Raw genomic sequence first — 18,606 nt, forward strand, 5'->3', positions numbered from 1 at the left:
CCTACCCCAACCAAGGCGGGGCAACCACGGGGGGTTTGCCCCTACAAGAATTACACGAATCATTTAGGATTGCTATATATCTCCTTTTAAATTGCTATTAATTCCGATAGTTAAATATTTTAGCACCCTCATTTAGGCACTATACAAAACTAGATTATTGGGAATTAGGCTAAAAAAAAATACGTAGAATATCCGGCTTTTGTCTGGCTAGGGAGCTTTCTACTGAGAGCAGTTGGTTTCAAAACAGCGAATTAAGCTGTCGCGCATTTAAATTGTAGGTTCAGGGCGGGCGGGACGCCCAACCCCTACTCCCCACAATAGTTTGATTATTTTTTGACATCCAATTTAAATGCAGAACAGCTTACCACGAATCAATTACTAATTGCCGATTAATTTATTCAGAGCGATTCTGTTAGTCAAGTAAATTTTTATCGTTTTTTATCGCTGACAGCTAACCTTCAGCCCTAGGATCGGCTATATAATGTATTTGGAAGTACATTAATTTGTCCGCAAAGCGGTATAGTCCCATCGCCGCCGATCGCGTCAGCTTCTAAATAAACATAGTCCGCTGTCAATAACAGCAAGGAAGTGGGGAATCATGTCCAAAATTTTAGTAGTGGACGACGTTAAGAGCGAACTAGAAATTATCTGCCGCATTCTTCAAGATGCCGGATTGGATGTGATGCGGGCAGGTGACGGCGAAGAAGCGATCGCCCTGATCCGCAAAACCCCTCCGGCTTTGGTCGTTTTAGATGTAGTGATGCCACGAATGAACGGGTTTGAAGTGATCAGAGAATTGCGGGGCGATCGCACAACTGCCAAATTGCCCGTAGTATTTTGTACTCATAAAAACACCGAGATCGATAAAGCTTGGGGAACTGATTTAGGGGCCGACGCTTACGTCAGCAAACCCTTTGAACCTCAACAACTCGTCCACATAGTGCAGCGCCTGCTTTCAGCGTAAACCGAATATAAAGCGATCGGCCGCTTCCCAAAAAACATTATACCGACAAACCCCGTTTTTTTTAATAAACTGGGTTTTTGAATTCCATAAAACTTTATGTTTAATGATAAAAACCTGCTTATTTGCCCAACCGCGATTTATTTAACGGAAACATTTGAGGCGCCCAAAGTGATGCTGAAAAACTCGATGGGCGATCGGCTTTAGGGTCAAAGCAACACTCTAATTTGTAAGCTACACTAGAAACTAAAAATAAGCCATGAAAATAACGGCTCCCCCCGCTGGGGGGAATCAGACAAGTGCAACAAAGCAATTTCTCCTGTTCGGTCAAGGAGGCAGTCTGTTCGGCATAGAATTAGAGGCAGTGCGGGAAGTCCTTTCCCTCAAGGAACAACCGATTTCCCTGGTTCCCAATACCCAGCCATTTTTGCTGGGATTAACCAACTTGCGGGGCGAAATCTTAGCAGCGGCAGACTTTGGACTGTTTGTAGGTATTGAGTCGGTTGACACCTACCACCCAAACAGTCGCATCTTAGTGGTAGAAGCGCCCGATCCACGAGACGTGAGATTGTTGTCGAAAATGCGCCTGGGATTAGCCGTCTCCCGCGTCGAAGGAGTTTTACCTCTCAATCCTGATCGCATTGTCTCAGCACTAGATGTGAGTCCCGACCTAGCTCCATTCTTAAAAGGTCTGTACAATTCCGAAGGACGCTTGCTAATGATTGTCGATGTAGAAGCGATCGCCCATTCCGAACGCTGGTAAAAATCAACAATACAGATAAGTCTGCAACGGCTGTGCATGAATAAATTTAACTAACGATCGCCCGCATCCGATTTGCCCATCCTTAATCTTATGATCGAAATTCTCTATACCTGGATCGCAACGACTTTCACCCTGACGTTGCCTGACTTCTCCCAATCGGTGGTAACTGGAGCTGCTAATTGCATCATTTGTGTGTGTTACTTTGCCATCGCCTGGATAATCAGCTTAGGTTTGTGGCGAAACCGTCAATTCGGGTTCGACATCTTCGCCACAGCCACAGCAGGCATATTTTGGAGCTGCGCTTTCGGCCACAGCGGCCACGCCGCCGAATACCTAGGGCTGCCCCACTCTCAGGTGGCACAAAGTGTGTTCGATTGGATAACTGTAATGGTGGCGCTCGTTTTTTTGAGTTTGTCCAACCGTTACGGATTCTTAGTAGGTTCCAAGCAAATCTTGAGCTCTAAAAAAGAAACAGAACAAGCACTGAGCGAAACTACCCAGCGATTTCACGCAATCTTCGACCAAGCTTTTCAAGCGATCGCAGTATTAGATCCAGACGGTACTCTGATCGAAGCAAATCAGACAGCGCTAGAATTGGGCGATTTCCAAGCATCAGAAGTGCTGGGGCTGAAATTTTGGCTGACACCAGGGTGGGCATCATCTCCAACCAACCAGCAGCGCCTAAAAATGAACATTAAACAAGTCTCTGCAGGCAAGTTTGTCCGGGAAGAATACGAAATCACCGGCCCCAACAACCATGTGACAGTAATTGACGTGTCCTTTAAGCCCCTGTTAAATGAAACAGGAGAAGTATTTCAAATCCTCGCCGAAGGCCGCGACATTACCCAGCGCAAACAGACAGAAGCGACCTTGCAGCAGCTAACGGCAGAACTAGAGCAGCGAGTGAATGAAAGAACCGAGCAGCTCCTGCAAACTAATGCACAATTGGAACAGGAAATTCGCGATCGCACCGCAGTACAAGAGCAATTAAAAGCCTCAGAAAAATTTTTAAACAACATCCTTAACAGCATCCCCGACCCGATTTACGTCAAAGACAAACAGCACCGCTGGTTAATATTAAACGATGCTTTTTGTCAACACCTAGGTCACAGCAGAGAAGAACTAATTGGCAAATCCTACGACCAGTTTTTGCCCAAACAGGAAGCAGAGACATATCGAGAAAAAGACGAATTAGTTTTCTTGACAAATACCAGCACCGAAATCCAAAAAACTATCACAGACCAAGCAGGAAACACCCGCTTTGTCTCCGCCAAAAAATCTACCTTTGTAGATGCCGACGGTAGACAATTTCTCGTTTGCGCGATTAGAGATATCACCAATCGCGTGCAAATGGAAGAACAACTGCGGCAGACACTGGCAGAAGTAGAAAGCTCCCAAAACTTGCTGCGAACAGTCATTGACGCTACGCCAGACTGCATTTTTGTCAAAGATCGAAACTTGCGCTACACCCTAGTCAATGCAGGTTTCGCCGCCGCCTTCGGCAAAACCCAAGCAGAAATTATTGGCAAAGACGACGCAGAAATTGGTATATCGGTCGATCGAATCTTCGCCAACTTCCACGCCGAAACCGATTCCGAGAACCAAATCCAAAACTTCCGGGCCGGCAACCACCGGGAGCATCCCGGTTACAACGACTTAGCCACCTTAGCCGACGGCAAAGTACACAGCTTCGACACCCAGAAATTCTCCCTCAAAGATGCAGAAGGCAACATTTTAGGAATGCTCGGCTTGGCGCGCGACATCACAGATCGTCGCAAATCTGAACAAGAACTATTGCGGTTCAAAGCAATTTTAGAAACCACAACAGACTGGGTAGGCATCGCCGACACCCAACAGCGCACCATTTATATCAACCGCGCAGCCAGAGAAATGTTGGGAGTTGGCTCTGACGCCGATTTAACCGGAATCCGCATTTCTGACCTGACATCCCCCAAAAGTATCGACACTCTTGTGAACGTCGGCATCCCCGCAGCTTGCCGGGACGGGGTGTGGAGTGGCGAGACAGTTTGGCAGAGTTTAGACGGCGAAGAAATACCAGTTTCTCAAGTAATTGTTGCCCACAAATCCGAGAATTCAGAAGTTGAATTTATCTCAACGATCGCCCGCAACATTACAGAACGCAAGCGCGTAGAAGAAGCCTTGCAGCAGAACTTGCAAATGCTCGACCTTGCCAGCGATGGCTTGATCGTTCGGGATATGGACGGCACGATTAATTATTGGAGTCAGGGAGCCGAACGGATGTACGGCTGGACAAAAAAAGAAGCCTTGGGGAAAATCACCCATACTCTATTGCACACCATTTTCCCCCAGCCTTTAGCCGCTATTTCGGCACAGTTAGAAGAGCAGGATTATTGGGAAGGAGAAGTAATTCACACCACCAATTATGCTACCAAAATTACCGTATTCAGTCGCTGGAATTTGCAGCGAGATGAACAGGGAAAACCGAAAGCAATTTTAGAAACTAACAACGACATCACGGAGCGCAAGCAAGCAGAAATCGAAAAGCAAAGATTGATTTCGCTCGTAGAAAGCAGCTCGGATTTTATCGGCACTGCCACCATGGAGGGAGAGGCAACATACCTGAATGTCGCGGGAATGAAACTAGCAGGATTGCCAAATATTGAAGAAGTCAAAAGCAAAAGTATGTATGACTTCTTCTCAGTAGAAAATGGTAAGATTTTCCAAGAAGAAATCGTGCCTGCTACTGTGCGAGACGGTTTTTGGCAGGGCGAATTCCGCTTGAGGAACTTTCAAACCGGCGAAGACTTTCCCGTTGACTTCACCCTATTTACAGTCAAACACCCAGAAACCGGCGAGCCGATGGGGTTCGCAACAGTTACTCGCGACATCACCGATCGCAAACGTGCAGAAGAGATGCTGCGCGATCGCGAAAGACTGTTCCGAGCCATTTTTGACCAATCGTTTCAATTAGTGGGGCTGCTCAAACCAGACGGAACCGTTTTGGAAGCCAACCAAACAGCCCTCGACATCGCCGGAATGGAGCGCGAAGACTTCGTAGGCACGCAGTTTGTAGATAATTTGTGGTGGCAAATTTCCCCAGAAGCCAAGCAAAAAGTGCAAGCAGCGCTCACAAAAGCCGCCGCCGGCGAGGTTGTCCGCTACGAAGCCGACGTACTCGTTGCTGGGGGTGCTGTGATAACTGTGGACTTCTCCCTCAAGCCGATCGTAGACGACAGCGGCAAAGTCGTGCTGCTGATTCCCGAAGCTCGCGACATCACCGATCGCAAAGCCCTAGAACGAGAATTAGTTTTGCGTCAAACCCGGTTTGACGCATTTTTCACAGCCGCCCCGGCCTCAATGTTTATTTTTGACGAGCAGTTGCGCTTCGTCCAAGTTAACGAGAAATTAGCGGAAACCACAGGCGTCTCAGTTGCCGAACACCTCGGCAAGACGGTGAGGGAAGTTGTACCCCAAATGGTCGATACCCTACAGCCGATGTTGCAGCAGATTCTCGCCACCAACCAACCGTTTTTAAACGTTGAGGTGTCGGGTACAACCGTCAACGAACCGGGCATCGTGCGAGATTGGCTGGCGTCATATTTTCCTTTGCCCGGAGCTGACGGCAAACCCATCGGTGTCGGCGGTGTGGCGATCGAAATTACCGATCGCAAAAAAGCAGAAGAAGAGCGCGATCGATTTTTTACCCTTTCCCTAGACTTGGTTTGTATTATAAGTTTTGAAGGCAAATTCAAGCGTATCAATCCCTCTTGGGAAAACACACTCGGCTACAAGGCGCATGAACTCGAAGACAACTATTATATCGATTTAGTCCATCCAGACGATCGCGAATCAACCCGAAAACAAGCGGAAAAAGTAGCTAGTGGCGCCGAATTAAAATCTTTTGAAAATCGCTACCGCTGCAAAGACGGTTCCTACAAGTGGCTGTCGTGGAAAGTGCGACCTGAAACCGAACAACAGCTCATGTATGCAGTCGCTCGCGACGTTACTGAAAGCAAACAGGCGATGGTGCAACTGGAAAAAACAACAGCCCAATTAGCCCGTTCCGAAGACCAATTTCGGCAACAAACCAATCTCTTGCAACTGCTAATAAATAGCATTGGCGACGGCATAATTGCTGCCGACGAAAAAGGCAATTTTGTGTTGTTCAATCCCGCCGCCGCAGATATCTTTGGCACGGGTTCGACAGATACTCTTCCCGACGAATGGTCGGCAAGATACGGTTTATTCTTGCCCGATACGGTAACTCCCTATCCCACAGCCGAGATCCCCTTAACACGGGCAATTAGAGGAGAATCTCCTGAGAACGTAGAGGTTTTCACCCGCCACGCAGGGAATCCAGAGGGCCTGTGGGTGAAAATTACCGGCCGGCCGCTCAAAGACGAAACGGGCGCACTCAAAGGCGGCGTAGTAGTTTGCCGCAACGTCACCCAGGAAAGATCGTCCCAGCAGCAAATGCAGCAGTTGGCCGAGACACAGGAACGCTTGCTGCAAGAACTCAAAACGCGGCAAAATGCCCTAGACGAATCGGCGATCGTCAGCGAGACTGATCTGCAAGGCATGATTACCTACGTCAACGACGGATTCATTGAAATATCGGGTTACAGCATGGGAGAACTCCTGCACCGCAACCACCGCCTCGTCAATTCCGGCTACCATCCCAAATCATTTTTTGAAGAAATGTGGGTGACACTTTCTCGCGGTTTGGTGTGGAAAGGGGAAATCAAAAACCGACGTAAAGATGGCTCGTTTTACTGGGTAGATTCGACGATCTCCCCCATCTTTGATACCAGCGGCACAATAGTCAAATATATCGCCATTCGCTTTGACATTACCGAGCGCAAAGAGGCAGAAGAACGACTAGGAAAATTAGCAGCAGAACGTAAAGCTGAAGCTGATTCTCTGACGCAGCAAGTCCTTAAATTGTTGGGAGAAATTAAAGGCGCGGCTCAAGGCGACTTGACAGTCAGGGCGGAAGTGACTAACGATGTTTTAGGTGCTGTCGCCGACTCTTTCAACTTCTTAATCGGTTCTCTGCGGAAAGTAGTAACGGGAATTCAAACTTTAGCCGAACAGGTAACATCTGCCACCGACGAGTCAATTAACAATACCAGTCAACTCACCCAACAGGCAGAAATTCAAGCAGCAAAAATATCTGCCATCATGCGCGAAATAGAGCGGATTGTGAATTCGATCCGCGACGTGCGAGATGTTTCGGTGCGGGCCGAAACAGTGGCTCAGCAGTCTTCTCAAACGGCTGAAGTCGGCGGTATGGCGGTCGATCGAGCTGTCGAAGGCATTAACGGGCTCCGGTTGACGATCGCCTCTACCTCGAAAATGATGAAGCGTTTGGGCGAATCTTCGCAGCAAATTGGCAAAATTGTGACTTCGATTTCTCAACTTGCTTCGCAAACTAATTTATTAGCTCTGAATGCTACTATTGAGGCGGCGCGAGCCGGCGAACAAGGTTTAGGCTTTGCAGTTGTTGCCGAAGAAGTGCGGAAATTAGCAGAAAGATCCGCCGGCGCTACGGAGGAAATCTCGGAAATTGTCGGTACAATTCAAGAAGAAATCAGCCGCGTGATGAAGGCAATGGAATCGGGGACGCTGGAGGTAGTGGAAGGCACTAAGCTAGCAAGCGAAGCTAAAACCCACCTCAATGCCATCATCGAAGTTAGTCGAGAAATGAATGCTTTGGTGCAGAATATTACTATTGCATCTGCCAAGCAAACTGTTTCGGCTGAGGGAATTGCTAACAGTATGCAGCAAGTCAACGAGATTGCGAATACGACCGCACAAAAAGGTGCGGATGTCAAAGCATCTTTGGACGAGTTGTCTGGTTCTCTGGGCCAATTGCAAAAGTCCGTGGCGAATTTCCGTTCGTAATTTTAGAACCCCGACTTATTGAAGAAGTCGGGGTTCTAGGTATTGTGGCAGTGTGCGATGATGAATGGTAAGATGGCTGAGTATTTGAAATATTTTTAGGTTGTGGCGATCGTGTTTGAGATTGAGTTTACAGACCAAGCGATTGAGGATTTGCAGTGGTTTAAGAAACACGAACAGAATGTAATTGTTGACGGTATTGAGGCTAACCTTTGTTATGAACCCACTACCGAGACGCGCAACCGGAAAGCCCTGCGTCCAAATAATACAGCAGAATGGGAATTGAGATTGGGCGTATATCGCGTTTTGTACAACGTTGACAAGCAAGTTAAAATTGTCAGTATAGAGCGCATCGCTGGCAAGCAGGGGAATAGATACATATTTCAAGGAGAAGAGGAAGAACTATGATGAACTGGGATTATCGAGTATTTTTTGAGGAGGGCGGGTACACAATTCGCACGGTGTATTATGACGATAAGGGTGCGATCGCAGCCTGCTCTGAAAAAGAAACCGCACCTTTTGGAGAATCAGTGGAAGAACTTCAAGAAGAATTAAACCAACTCCTTGCTGCTCTAAAAAAACCAGTTATTTCGGCTGACGATGTGCCGCCTCCAAGCGATCGCCCGAAGGCAAAAAGAGGAAAATCATTGCAAGCAGTGCGGCAACAACTTGGCTTGGGATCGGAAATAACGAAAGAAAATTCCTTAGAAAATTCCTTGAGTTCAAACGATTAGCAAAGAACCGAGGTTATCGGTAAGAGTTCAAAACTACTGGCCGCTTATCTTGGCCGCTCATATGAATGATGACGATTTAAACGAATTAATAGATGCTTTTACCGCAGAATGCGAAGAGTTTCTTCAGTCAATGGAGACGAATCTGCTGGGGATGGAAGCTGCGGGTTTGAAAGAGCGACAAGCGGCAGTTAAAGAAATGTTTCGGGCCGCTCACTCGATTAAAGGTGCGGGTTCGATGTTGGGCTTTCAAAACGTATCGGCGGCGGCTCACACGCTGGAGGACTGTTTTGTCATTTTGCGCGATCGCACAGACTTGGCGGCCCTGGAACCGACTACTGTGAGTGTTTTGCTGCAGGGGGTGGATGCTCTCAAAAAGATTACGATCGAATCAGTTCAACACTCCGATGTCACAACTCCGGATCAAACGGAAAACTTGGAGGCGATCGCCCAAATTTTCGATCAGTTCCAGGCCAAGTACGGCAACTCAGAACCGTCGCCAGTCCCCACAGTCAGCCAATCGACCGCCCCGGAAACCCTGAAACAGATTTTTGAACACCAAGTGCCGGCACTCTTCAATCGCCTAGAAACCGAGCTTTCCCAAGCTCCCGAGGCAGATTTGGCAACAAGCGTCACCGCCCTCAACCAGGTTTACTACCAACTCTCCGGTTTGGCTGGAATGCTGCAATTGCCGGATTTTGGGAAAGTCGCCGCAGCCCTCAGAGATTTGATCGACTCTCCAAACTTGACTCTACAACGGTTGCAATCCGAGGGTTGGGCGATCGCCCAAAACTTGCAAACCGCACGCCAACAAATATTGGAAGGAAGGGCGATCGACATCCCCGACATCTCCCCCTCTCCCACTCTCCCACTCTCCCCCACTCCCACTCCCCCCGAAATCTCCCCCTCCTCCACTCTCCCCGAAATCTCCCCCTCTCTCCCAGTCCCCAACCCGCAAAGGCCGACAATCCGGGTAGACTTAGAACGCTTAACTGAATTGGTGAATCTAGTCGGGGAATTAGTCATCAACCGTACAAATTTAGAACTTCAAGAATCCGAACTGCGGGGCGAAGTCAAGCGCATCCGCCGCAACATCGTAGATTTGAACCAATTCGGCGGTCAGTTGCGAGAAGAATACGACAGACTGAGCTTTGCAGAGTGGAGAGGGGGAAACGGGAACTCTGGATTGGGAAAACTTGCAGCCGCAGAAACAGAATTCCCCATGATTGCTAACGGCAAATCCTCTCCGGCCCATGCTCACTTCGATATCTTAGAGATGGATCGTTATACAGAGTTCCACTCGACAGCCGCCGAAGTCATCGAAACTGCCCAAGCAATTTCTCACTCCGCCACCAAATTAGACACTTTAGCCATGAAATTCGAGCGCAGTACCGACCAACTGCGCCGCATTACCGAACAACTACGCAGCCGCGTCATGCAGTTGCGAGTCGTGAGTTTCAGTCGCGCCGTCGATCACTTGCCCAGAGCCCTGCGGGAGATGTGTATCACATACGATAAAGATGTCAACCTGCTGCTAGTGGGAAGAGATACCAAAATAGACGAAAGTTTGCTCGATGCTTTGCGCGATCCCTTAATACACTTAGTGAGAAACGCTTTCGACCACGGCATCGAAATTCCCGAAGTTCGGAAAGCAAGCGGCAAGCCGGCCAGCGGTCAAATAGAAATAGAAGCCCGCCACCAAGGCGGCCAAACTATTATTACTGTCGCCGATGACGGCAAAGGCATTGACCCGGAAATGATTCGCCGTAAAATTGTCACAAAGGGTTTGGCTACGGAGGAACAAGCTCAAGAATTTTCCATTGCCGAACTCTACGATTTTCTGTTTTGGCCGGGTTTCAGCACTACAGAAGGGGTCAGCGACCTTTCGGGGCGGGGAGTCGGGCTCGACGTGGTGCGAACAAATTTGCGGACTGTGCGGGGGACTGTGAAGGTAGACTCTCGCCTGGGAAAAGGTACGAGTTTTATCATTAAACTGCCACTGCTGCTGTCGATTACTGATGCTTTGATGGTGAAGACAGATCACAATAAAATAGCAGTGCCGCTGGATGCAGTCGAGGAAATTCTGCACATTAAAGCCTCGGAAGTTCACATTGCCGGCAATCAGCCGATGCTGTGGTGGCGGGAGGAATTTATTCGTTTGGTGAGAATGCAAGATTTGCTCGAATACAGCGTCGTCGGGCCGGATGCCCCCTCTCCCGACCCTTTGACCCAAGAGGAAATTCCTGTCCTGGTTTTGGCTTCTACCGAAGGAATGCTGGCGGTGGCCGTGGAACGGCTAATCGGTCAGCAGGAAATTGTGGTTAAACCTTTGCCACCGCCTCTATCCAAGCCTCGCGGCGTTTTGGGGACTACGATTTTGGGGGACGGGCGCGTGGTGAATATTCTGGATGTGGACGATTTGGTGGGTCAACCTGTGGTAAATAGTTCGATCGCCGCTGTCTCCGGTAAAGTGCAGGAGATGCCGGCGAGTGCGAGTCAGTCACCGCAGATTTTGGTAGTGGATGATTCCTATACAATTCGCCAGTTGTTGTCTCTGACGCTGACTCGTGCTCGCTACCGGGTGGTACAGGCTAAAGATGGTGTGGATGCCCTGGAAAAGTTGCAAAATGGTCTTGATTGCAGTTTGGCGATCGTGGATATTGAAATGCCTCGGATGGATGGATTTGAATTGTTGCGATCGATCAGATCGACCCAGCGGTTTGCTAAGATTCCCGTAGCCATGCTGACATCCCGTAGCGGGGCCAAACATCGGCAAATGGCAATGGAATTAGGCGCAAATCAATACTTCACCAAACCTTACAGCGAAGCCCAACTTTTACAAGCTATCCCCAAATTAATCCACCACTCAATAATTTAATCCACAATCTCAAATTTCTAATCAAATAATTGCTAACCTCAAACGAAACTTAGACCAAAAGTAATTGCACCCGCTAATTATAGTTAAAAGCTACGCAGCCGACTCACCTACTAAAATCCCATAATCTTCTATTTAAAACCTAATATCTATTCTGGTTGTATCGGAATGATTTAACCGCAGAGGACGCAGAGGATACAGAGAAAGGGAAGAGAGAGATGAATAATTCAGATCCCAAGGGAGTTGATATAAAATGAATAATCTTCAATCTAAAATCAAATAATCCTCAATCTAAAATCTAAAATCTAAAATCTAAAATCGAATGACTCACGCCAATTACAATCGCCGCTTTCGGAGCAAGAAACACGCCACTGTTAGAATTGCTCCTCATAAGTTTGTTTCCTTTGAACTAGGAAATATTTACTATGCTGTTCCTATTGAGCGAGTGGAACGCATTGTTAAAAACTTTAATGCCTACGGTCTTTTACCTAACGGTAATAGTTTACTGCGGCATCAAGAAGAACTGATTACCATAATTAATTTATCCACAATATTTCCCAGCAGTCCGATCATTGCTGAGTGCAAATACCTGATTATTTGTACTTTAAATAAAAGCGATCGGTTGGGAATTCCCCTTCCTGATATGCCAAAAATTTTGGAAATTACCGAAGAAAGCTTCTGCGAGATTCCCGAATTGTACCGTCAACAGCAACTGCCTCCGGTAATAGAAAAGTTAATTCGCGCACCTGATGGTTCCGAAGTTTTTTATCTGAATTTCGATTTATTTACCGAAATGTAGGGAATTCACTTTTCGAGGTATTATACCATATAAATGGTATTTTTGCAAACAAAAAGTTATTGATTTATGAAAAAACTCACAATAATGTCGATCGCCCTACTAATTTTTGCAGCAACTCTCGATTTGCCGAAGGTGGGGCTGCAACTAAGTGCGATCGGGCAAATAGAAACACCCCAACCAATCCCAACACCCCAACCAATCCCAACACCCCAACCAATCCCAACACCCCAACCACAAACACCCCAACAAATCCAAACACCCCAACAAATCCAAACACCCCCAATCCAAACACCCCAACCAAAAGCAAACGACCCCAAAAAGCTCGGCTACGTCTCCCCACAATTTGCCGAAAATTTCTCCCAGCAACAAATCGACCAAATCAACGCCAACGTCGAAACGCTGCTGCTAACTCAAAGCTGCTCCCGCTGCGACCTCCGAGCCGTAAAATTAGTTAACCTTAACTTAAAAAATCCCATCCTGACAGGATCGGATTTATCAGATGCCAACCTCAGCGGTAGTCGCTTCGAGATATCAGATTTTGTCAACACCAATCTAGCTCGCACAAACTTAAGCGGAGCCGAATTAGTAGGAGCGAGAATCAGCAACGCTAACCTTAGAAAAGCTAACTTGACAAAGACAAATCTAGACGGTGCAGACTTGCGATTTTCCGACTTGAGAGATGCCAATCTTTCCGATGCCAACCTCCGCAATGCTAATATAGATGGCGCTACTATCGATCGAGCAAGTATGGCCGGCACCACAATGCCCGACGGCAGAAAAAATAATTAATAATAGAGGTAGTCTTATGTCGCCGATTAAACAACGCCTTCTCGAAGCGATCGAACGGACTCCTGAGCCACTTTTAGAGCAAACGCTGGCATTTCTGGAATTTTTGACCAGTCGGACACAATCCGCGATCGCCCCAGACTTCGACTCAGATTTTGACTCAGATACCGACTCCAACGAGCAAATCCTCGCCGATCTGAAAGCCTCCCTCCACCAAGCCAAAGCGGGACAAACCTTTCCCATATCGGAACTCTGGGACGGTATCAATGTCTGATATGTCAGTTCTAGTCACATTCACGGTACTTTTCAAACGTCGCCTCAAAGGACTCGCTAAAAAGTATCGCCAAATTCAAACCGATATTCAGCCAGTCCTTGATGAGCTTATCCAAGGAAACTTCATAGGAAACCAGATTACAGGGACTCAATACACCGTTTACAAAGTCCGGGCTAAAAACAGTGATTCCCAAGTTGGTAAAAGCGGCGGTTATCGCTTGATTTATCAAGTTGAATCACCGACTCAAGTTGTTTTACACCTGATTTACTCGAAATCAGAACAAGCAAATGTCTCCGCCGAGGAAATCCAAACTGCGATCGCAGAATACCAAGCGAACCCAGACGAATAAGCCATTTTTCAAATCTAAACGCTTGCCCTTCTTGCTCTTTGAGTCGCTCGCTGTCATCGTCAAAATCCGTGTCGTGCCTTCCTTCAATTCTATTCAAACAGCCAAAAACCTCTGAATCACCTCATCACTTAACTCGCTAGTGCTTCCAGAAGCCACAATCCCGCCTTTTTGCATAGCATAATACCAGTCAGCTTGCCGCACAAAATGCAAATGTTGCTCCACCAACAAAACAGAAATTCCCCTAGTCGCAACCACACGGCGCACCGCAGCTTCTATGTCTAAAATAATAGACGGCTGAATCCCCTCCGTCGGTTCATCCAAAACCAGCAATTTCGGCTCTCCCATCAAAGCCCTAGCAATAGCTAACTGCTGCTGCTGTCCCCCGCTCAAATCACCTCCCAGGCGATCGAGCATAGTTTTCAAAACCGGAAATAACTCAAAAATTTCATCAGGAACTTCAGGATTTTTGGTTTTGGTTGGTTTCGCTTCCAAACCTAACAAAAGATTTTCTTTTACAGTCAAACGTGGAATAATTTCACGCCCTTGAGGCACATAACCAATGCCTAATCTAGCCCGCTGGTAAGTCAACTTAGAAGCAATAGATTCTCCGCCAAAAGCAATAGTGCCACTGCGCGGTTGCAACAACCCCATAATCGTTTTTAGCATAGTAGTTTTGCCCACACCATTGCGGCCGATCAAGCAAACCATTTGCCCAGCATTTACGCTTAAATCGACATCGCGCAAAATGTGACTTTCGCCGTAATAAACATTCAAATTAGAGACTTGTAGCATATTCTTTGGAGTAGTAATGAATAATTGGTAATTGGCAATCGGTAATCGACAACAGTCAACTAACTAATGACTAATGACTAATGACTAATGACTAATGACTTCTTACTCTTCAGGTTTTCCCAAATATACCTCAATTACTCGATCGTCATTTTGCACCTCATCCATAGTCCCCTCACACAAAACCGTACCCTGATGCAACACCGTCACCTGCCGCGCAATTTGCCGCACAAACTCCATATCGTGTTCAATTACCAACACCGAATGACTTTCGGCCAACGAAATCAGCAACTCCCCAGTTAACATCGTTTCCTCATCCGTCAAACCCGCCACAGGTTCATCTACCAACAACAAATCAGGAGATTGAGCCACCAACATTCCAATTTCCAACCATTGCTTTTCCCCGTGAGAAAGCAAACCAGCCGAAATATCAGCCTTAGCAACTAAACCAATGGTTTCTAACAAACCGGAAACCGTGCGTTTTTCAGCAGCAGAAGCTGGCTGGAACAAAGTTGAAAAAACATTTTTGTGGCGGCTGCAAGACAATTCCAAATTTTCGCGCGGCGTTAAATTTAAGTAAACTCGCGGCGTTTGAAACTTGCGGCCAATTCCCAAGCGCGAAATCCTATCTTCCGACAACTTGCGTAAATTTTGTCCCTTAAATAACACCCTGCCCTCAGTCGGCTGCACCTTCCCAGTAATTGAATCGAGAAAAGTAGTTTTCCCCGCACCATTGGGCCCAATAATAACTCGCAGTTCGCCCGCATCCATGCTGAAATTTAAACCGTTGATGGCTTTAAAACCATCAAAACTCACAGTCAAGTTTTCTATTTCTAATACTTTGCCATTCATAGGTAATTTCTCCGGGTAGGGTGCGTCAGTTAAAAGTCTCTCGGTAAGCCAGAAAATCTGTGGGCTGACGCACCTGAGAGCGCTGATTTTCTCTGAGAAGGTGCGTCAGTTAACAGTCTCTGGGTAAGCCGGAAAATCTGCTAGCTGACGCACCCTACACAAGCAGATAAATGGTTATTTTACTCTAAACTAAAACTGCTAGAGCTGCTCGAAATAGGAGGTGGAGAAGCAGCTAAAATCCGTTCAGCTAACTTCGAGAGTGGCAAACTTTGCACGTATACTTTTCCCGGCCCAGTCATCTTTGCCAAAAACAAGCCTTCACCTCCAAATAAAGCATTTTTAAACCCGCCAACAAATTGAATATCGTAGTCTACTGTGGAGGCAAAAGCTACTAAACAGCCGGTGTCTACTCGCAACACTTCGCCAACTCCCAAATTTTTCTCAACTATTGTTCCTCCCGCATGAACAAAAGCTAGCCCGTCACCCTGCAACTTTTGCAGAATAAAACCTTCTCCGCCAAAGAAACCGGCACCGAGCCGCTTGGTGAATGCTACCTCAATGTCAATGCCGTTGGCCGCACAGAGAAATGAGTCTTTTTGACACAAAAATTTACCGCCAAGTTGGCCTAAATCAAGAGGAATTACTTTACCCGGATAGGGGGCGGCAAAAGCTACGCGCGCCTTGCGATTTCCGGCATTGACAAAGGTGGTAATGAAAAAACCCTCTCCTGTCAGCATTCGTTTGAAACCTTGAAATAAGCCGCCGCCTGTGGATGTTTGCATTTGGATGTCGCCTTCCATGTATGTCATGGTTCCAGCTTCAGCCCTGACGCCTTCTTTGGGGTCGAGTTCAATCTCGATGAGTTGCAAATCGTCGCCGTAGATTTTGTAGTCAATAATATCTGCCATATCTTGCCCCTCAAGTTAAAGAACGAAGCTACTTGCTACGGATATCTAAGTAGGTGGACATATATATTGCGTCTCCTCAGAGAGAAACGCAGATTTTCCCAAGTCTATTGCGATTGCTTTGTTTGTCTGTTGTAGGTGACATTTATTTATGTCAGCCTACTTATAAATTACACGATATTTTTGCACTCAATGTTCAAGTTCTTCTTTTTCGAGCTGCACTTGGGGGTCTTGTTCCAGGCTGGGGTAAGTAGATACGTACTTCGGTTTTCTGAACAAGCTGCGGATTTGGTCGAAACTTTGATCTTGCAGCCATCCGACTATGCCGTCGGGCAGGACTGTGACTACTATTAAAAATAGCGCGCCTTGGAAAAATAGCCACACTTCGGGAAATTGTTCGCTCAAAAAACTCTTGCCAAAGTTGACTAGCAGCGCTCCTAATATTGCTCCCGATAATGTGGCGCGGCCTCCGACGGCGACCCAGATTACCATTTCAATTGAAAAGGCAATATCCATTGCTTTTGGCGAAATGATTCCGGTTTGTACGGTAAATAATGCGCCTGCAATCCCGGCTAAACCGGCGGAAATTGCAAAGACTAAAACTTTATATCCTGTGGGATTGTAACCTGAGAAACGCAGGCGCACTTCGTCGTCGCGAATTGCTACTAACAGGCGACCGAAGCGTCCGCTGGTCAGCCATCGGCAGAGGGCGTAACTTGCTGCTAGAAATAGTATGGTGAGAATGTAGAAAATATATTGAGTATCTCGGTCATTGACTGTGGCTCCGAACAAGGTTTTAAAGTCGGTGAGTCCGTTGGTGCCGTTAATCAGTTTTTGCTGACCGTTAAAGAAGTTGAAAAATACAATGGTTGCTGCTTGGGTAAGAATTGAAAAGTAAACGCCTCGAATCCGATTGCGGAATACTAAATAACCTAAAAGTGCACCCAAGATGGCGGGGATGAGAACTATTGCTAATGCTGAGAAGGGAAATGAATAAAATGGTTGCCAAAACCAGGGGAGTTCGGTAACGCCGTAGAGGTTCATAAATTCTGGCAATTGACTGCTGGCGGTTGGGGGAATTTGCAGTTTTAGGTGCATGGCGAAGGCGTAGCCGCCGATCGCAAAAAACACCCCATGCCCTAAACTAAGTAAACCCGTGTATCCCCAAATCAAGTCTATGCCGAGGGCGGCAATTGCTAGTGCTAAAAATCGCCCTAATTGATTGAGCCGAACGTCGGGGAGTATTCCTGGGAGGAGTAAGATGAATGTGAGGGCGATCGCGCTGACAATTGCCGCTTCTTTTACCCAGGGTTTTTGATGTTTTTTCTGCATTTTTCGCTACACTCGCAGTTGTAATTTTTAATTTTCTACCGTCCGCCCTTTTTGCGGGAAAATCCCTCCCGGCTTCACTTGCAGAAAAGCCATAATTAAGGCGAATACCATTACTTTTGCCATGCTGGTTGTGGCGAAAAATGTGAAAAAGTCGGCTAAAGGCTTGATAGGAGCGAACATTAATGCTAAGGTTCCAGAACCGATCAGGTAATTTGCAGTGCCGATCGCGATCGCAGCAACTACACTCCCCACAATCTTGCCAACACCGCCCACAACCACCACCATAAACGTATCGACTATATAATTTTGTCCGGTATTTGACCCTACGGAACCAATCAAACTAATCGCGCACCCAGCGACACCAGCCAAGCCTGAACCCAAAGCAAAAGTCAGCGCGTCTACTTGTTCGGTAGGAATACCCAAACACGCACTCATGCTGCGATTTTGCGTCACGGATCTAATCCGCAATCCCCACACCGACTTTTGCAAAAATAGGTAAATTCCCGCCAAACAAATTCCGGTGAGGAGAATAATAAAAATTCGCGCGTAGGGCAACTGAAAATTGCCCAGCGGTATGCCACCGCGCAGCCATGCAGGCGCAGTCACGTCCACATTTTGAGCGCCAAACCAAGGTTGAGTTACTGCCAGTTTGTAAGTTTGCCCTAAAAAGGTGCTCACCGCCCAGGAAATACCCAAAGATAAAGGCAAAATTAGGGCGATAATTTTGCTGCGAATGCGATCGAAATCCAGGCGCGATTTCAGCAACCGCAAACCGCCAAAAAACAGCAAACAAAACACCGCAATCCCAATTACCAGCACCCAACTGACGCTGCGGACAAACTGCTGCAAAATTAAACTTACGCCCCAAGTTGCCAGCAGAGTTTCTAGTGGCCGCCCGTAAAGATAGCGAATCACTCCCCGTTCGAGAATTAATCCTACCAATGCAGCGACTAGAAAAGCTAGGGGAATTGCAAATAAAATGTAGGTTTCAAAAGCAAATCCTCCGATACCTTTGAAGACATTTTGCACTACGAAAGTTGTATAAGCCCCCAGCATCATCAACTCGCCATGAGCCATATTAATTACGCCCATCAGCCCGAAAATAATCGCTAGTCCCAGGGCTGCAATTAGTAAAACAGCGCCGATGCTAAGGCCGTTAAATAAACCATCTAATATCGCCAATTTTGTTACTCCTGCATCAAGTCGGTTAACTTTGTTCGCGGATAATTAGGGGCGGATTTTACCCCATTGGTGTCAAGTTAGAACTAAAACCCTCTGTATATTTCGCTTGTAGCCGAGTCTCGATC

15 protein-coding genes are annotated in these 18,606 nt (G+C 47.0%); 10 read left to right on the forward strand and 5 right to left on the reverse strand.

Annotation, left to right across the window (positions count from 1 at the left end; all coding sequences use genetic code 11):
- The first annotated feature begins 598 nt into the window (after positions 1-598).
- The 10 genes from QT987_RS18000 to QT987_RS18045 all read left to right on the forward strand — a co-directional run bounded on the left by QT987_RS18000 (position 599) and on the right by QT987_RS18045 (position 13,421).
- Positions 599-964 carry a response regulator gene (locus QT987_RS18000; RefSeq protein ID WP_333058429.1) on the forward strand — a complete coding sequence of 122 codons (366 nt, stop codon included), beginning with the start codon at positions 599-601 and terminating at the stop codon, positions 962-964.
- A 256-nt stretch (positions 965-1,220) separates the two neighbouring features.
- Positions 1,221-1,724: a chemotaxis protein CheW gene (locus QT987_RS18005; RefSeq protein WP_333058426.1), complete on the forward strand. Its 504-nt coding sequence runs from the start codon at positions 1,221-1,223 to the stop codon at positions 1,722-1,724.
- 90 nt (positions 1,725-1,814) lie between these two features.
- Entirely contained in the window at positions 1,815-7,610 is a 5,796-nt protein-coding gene (locus tag QT987_RS18010) for a PAS domain S-box protein (protein WP_333242417.1), read from the forward strand.
- 102 nt (positions 7,611-7,712) lie between these two features.
- Entirely contained in the window at positions 7,713-8,015 is a 303-nt protein-coding gene (locus QT987_RS18015; protein ID WP_333242420.1) for a type II toxin-antitoxin system RelE/ParE family toxin, read from the forward strand.
- Positions 8,012-8,341 carry a hypothetical protein gene (locus QT987_RS18020; RefSeq protein WP_333242422.1) on the forward strand — a complete coding sequence of 110 codons (330 nt, stop codon included), beginning with the start codon at positions 8,012-8,014 and terminating at the stop codon, positions 8,339-8,341. The genes QT987_RS18015 and QT987_RS18020 overlap by 4 nt, the downstream gene beginning before the upstream one ends.
- 61 nt (positions 8,342-8,402) lie before the next feature.
- Entirely contained in the window at positions 8,403-11,216 is a 2,814-nt protein-coding gene (locus QT987_RS18025; RefSeq protein WP_333242425.1) for a hybrid sensor histidine kinase/response regulator, read from the forward strand.
- A 319-nt stretch (positions 11,217-11,535) separates the two neighbouring features.
- A complete protein-coding gene (locus QT987_RS18030; RefSeq protein WP_333242428.1) occupies positions 11,536-12,012 on the forward strand; it encodes a chemotaxis protein CheW in 477 nt (158 codons plus the stop codon).
- Positions 12,013-12,078: 66 nt separating this feature from the next.
- Positions 12,079-12,801: a pentapeptide repeat-containing protein gene (locus tag QT987_RS18035; protein ID WP_333242431.1), complete on the forward strand. Its 723-nt coding sequence runs from the start codon at positions 12,079-12,081 to the stop codon at positions 12,799-12,801.
- A 16-nt stretch (positions 12,802-12,817) separates the two neighbouring features.
- Positions 12,818-13,072, forward strand: coding sequence for a hypothetical protein (locus QT987_RS18040; protein WP_333036453.1), 255 nt, complete (start codon positions 12,818-12,820; stop codon positions 13,070-13,072).
- Position 13,073: 1 nt separating this feature from the next.
- A complete protein-coding gene (locus tag QT987_RS18045) occupies positions 13,074-13,421 on the forward strand; it encodes a type II toxin-antitoxin system RelE/ParE family toxin (RefSeq protein ID WP_333242433.1) in 348 nt (115 codons plus the stop codon).
- Between the two features lie 93 nt (positions 13,422-13,514).
- On the opposite strand, the gene urtE is transcribed toward QT987_RS18045, so the two are convergent.
- From urtE to QT987_RS18070, 5 genes are all read right to left on the reverse strand, one after another.
- Entirely contained in the window at positions 13,515-14,213 is a 699-nt protein-coding gene (gene urtE, locus QT987_RS18050) for an urea ABC transporter ATP-binding subunit UrtE (RefSeq protein WP_333242436.1), read from the reverse strand.
- A 102-nt stretch (positions 14,214-14,315) separates the two neighbouring features.
- The gene (gene urtD, locus QT987_RS18055) at positions 14,316-15,062 is read right to left on the reverse strand and encodes an urea ABC transporter ATP-binding protein UrtD (protein ID WP_333242438.1); all 747 of its coding nucleotides are present in this window, start codon (positions 15,060-15,062) and stop codon (positions 14,316-14,318) included.
- Positions 15,063-15,241: 179 nt separating this feature from the next.
- Entirely contained in the window at positions 15,242-15,970 is a 729-nt protein-coding gene (locus QT987_RS18060; protein ID WP_333242441.1) for a TIGR00266 family protein, read from the reverse strand.
- Between the two features lie 186 nt (positions 15,971-16,156).
- Positions 16,157-17,299: an urea ABC transporter permease subunit UrtC gene (urtC, locus tag QT987_RS18065; protein WP_333055599.1), complete on the reverse strand. Its 1,143-nt coding sequence runs from the start codon at positions 17,297-17,299 to the stop codon at positions 16,157-16,159.
- A 27-nt stretch (positions 17,300-17,326) separates the two neighbouring features.
- Positions 17,327-18,481, reverse strand: a complete 1,155-nt coding sequence (locus QT987_RS18070; protein WP_333242444.1) for an ABC transporter permease subunit — start codon at positions 18,479-18,481, stop codon at positions 17,327-17,329.
- Positions 18,482-18,606 lie beyond the last annotated feature (125 nt).

Origin of the sequence: Microcoleus sp. SVA1B4 (genome assembly GCF_036700545.1) — a bacterium.
In the GTDB taxonomy this organism is placed as follows: Bacteria; Cyanobacteriota; Cyanobacteriia; order Cyanobacteriales; family Microcoleaceae; genus Microcoleus.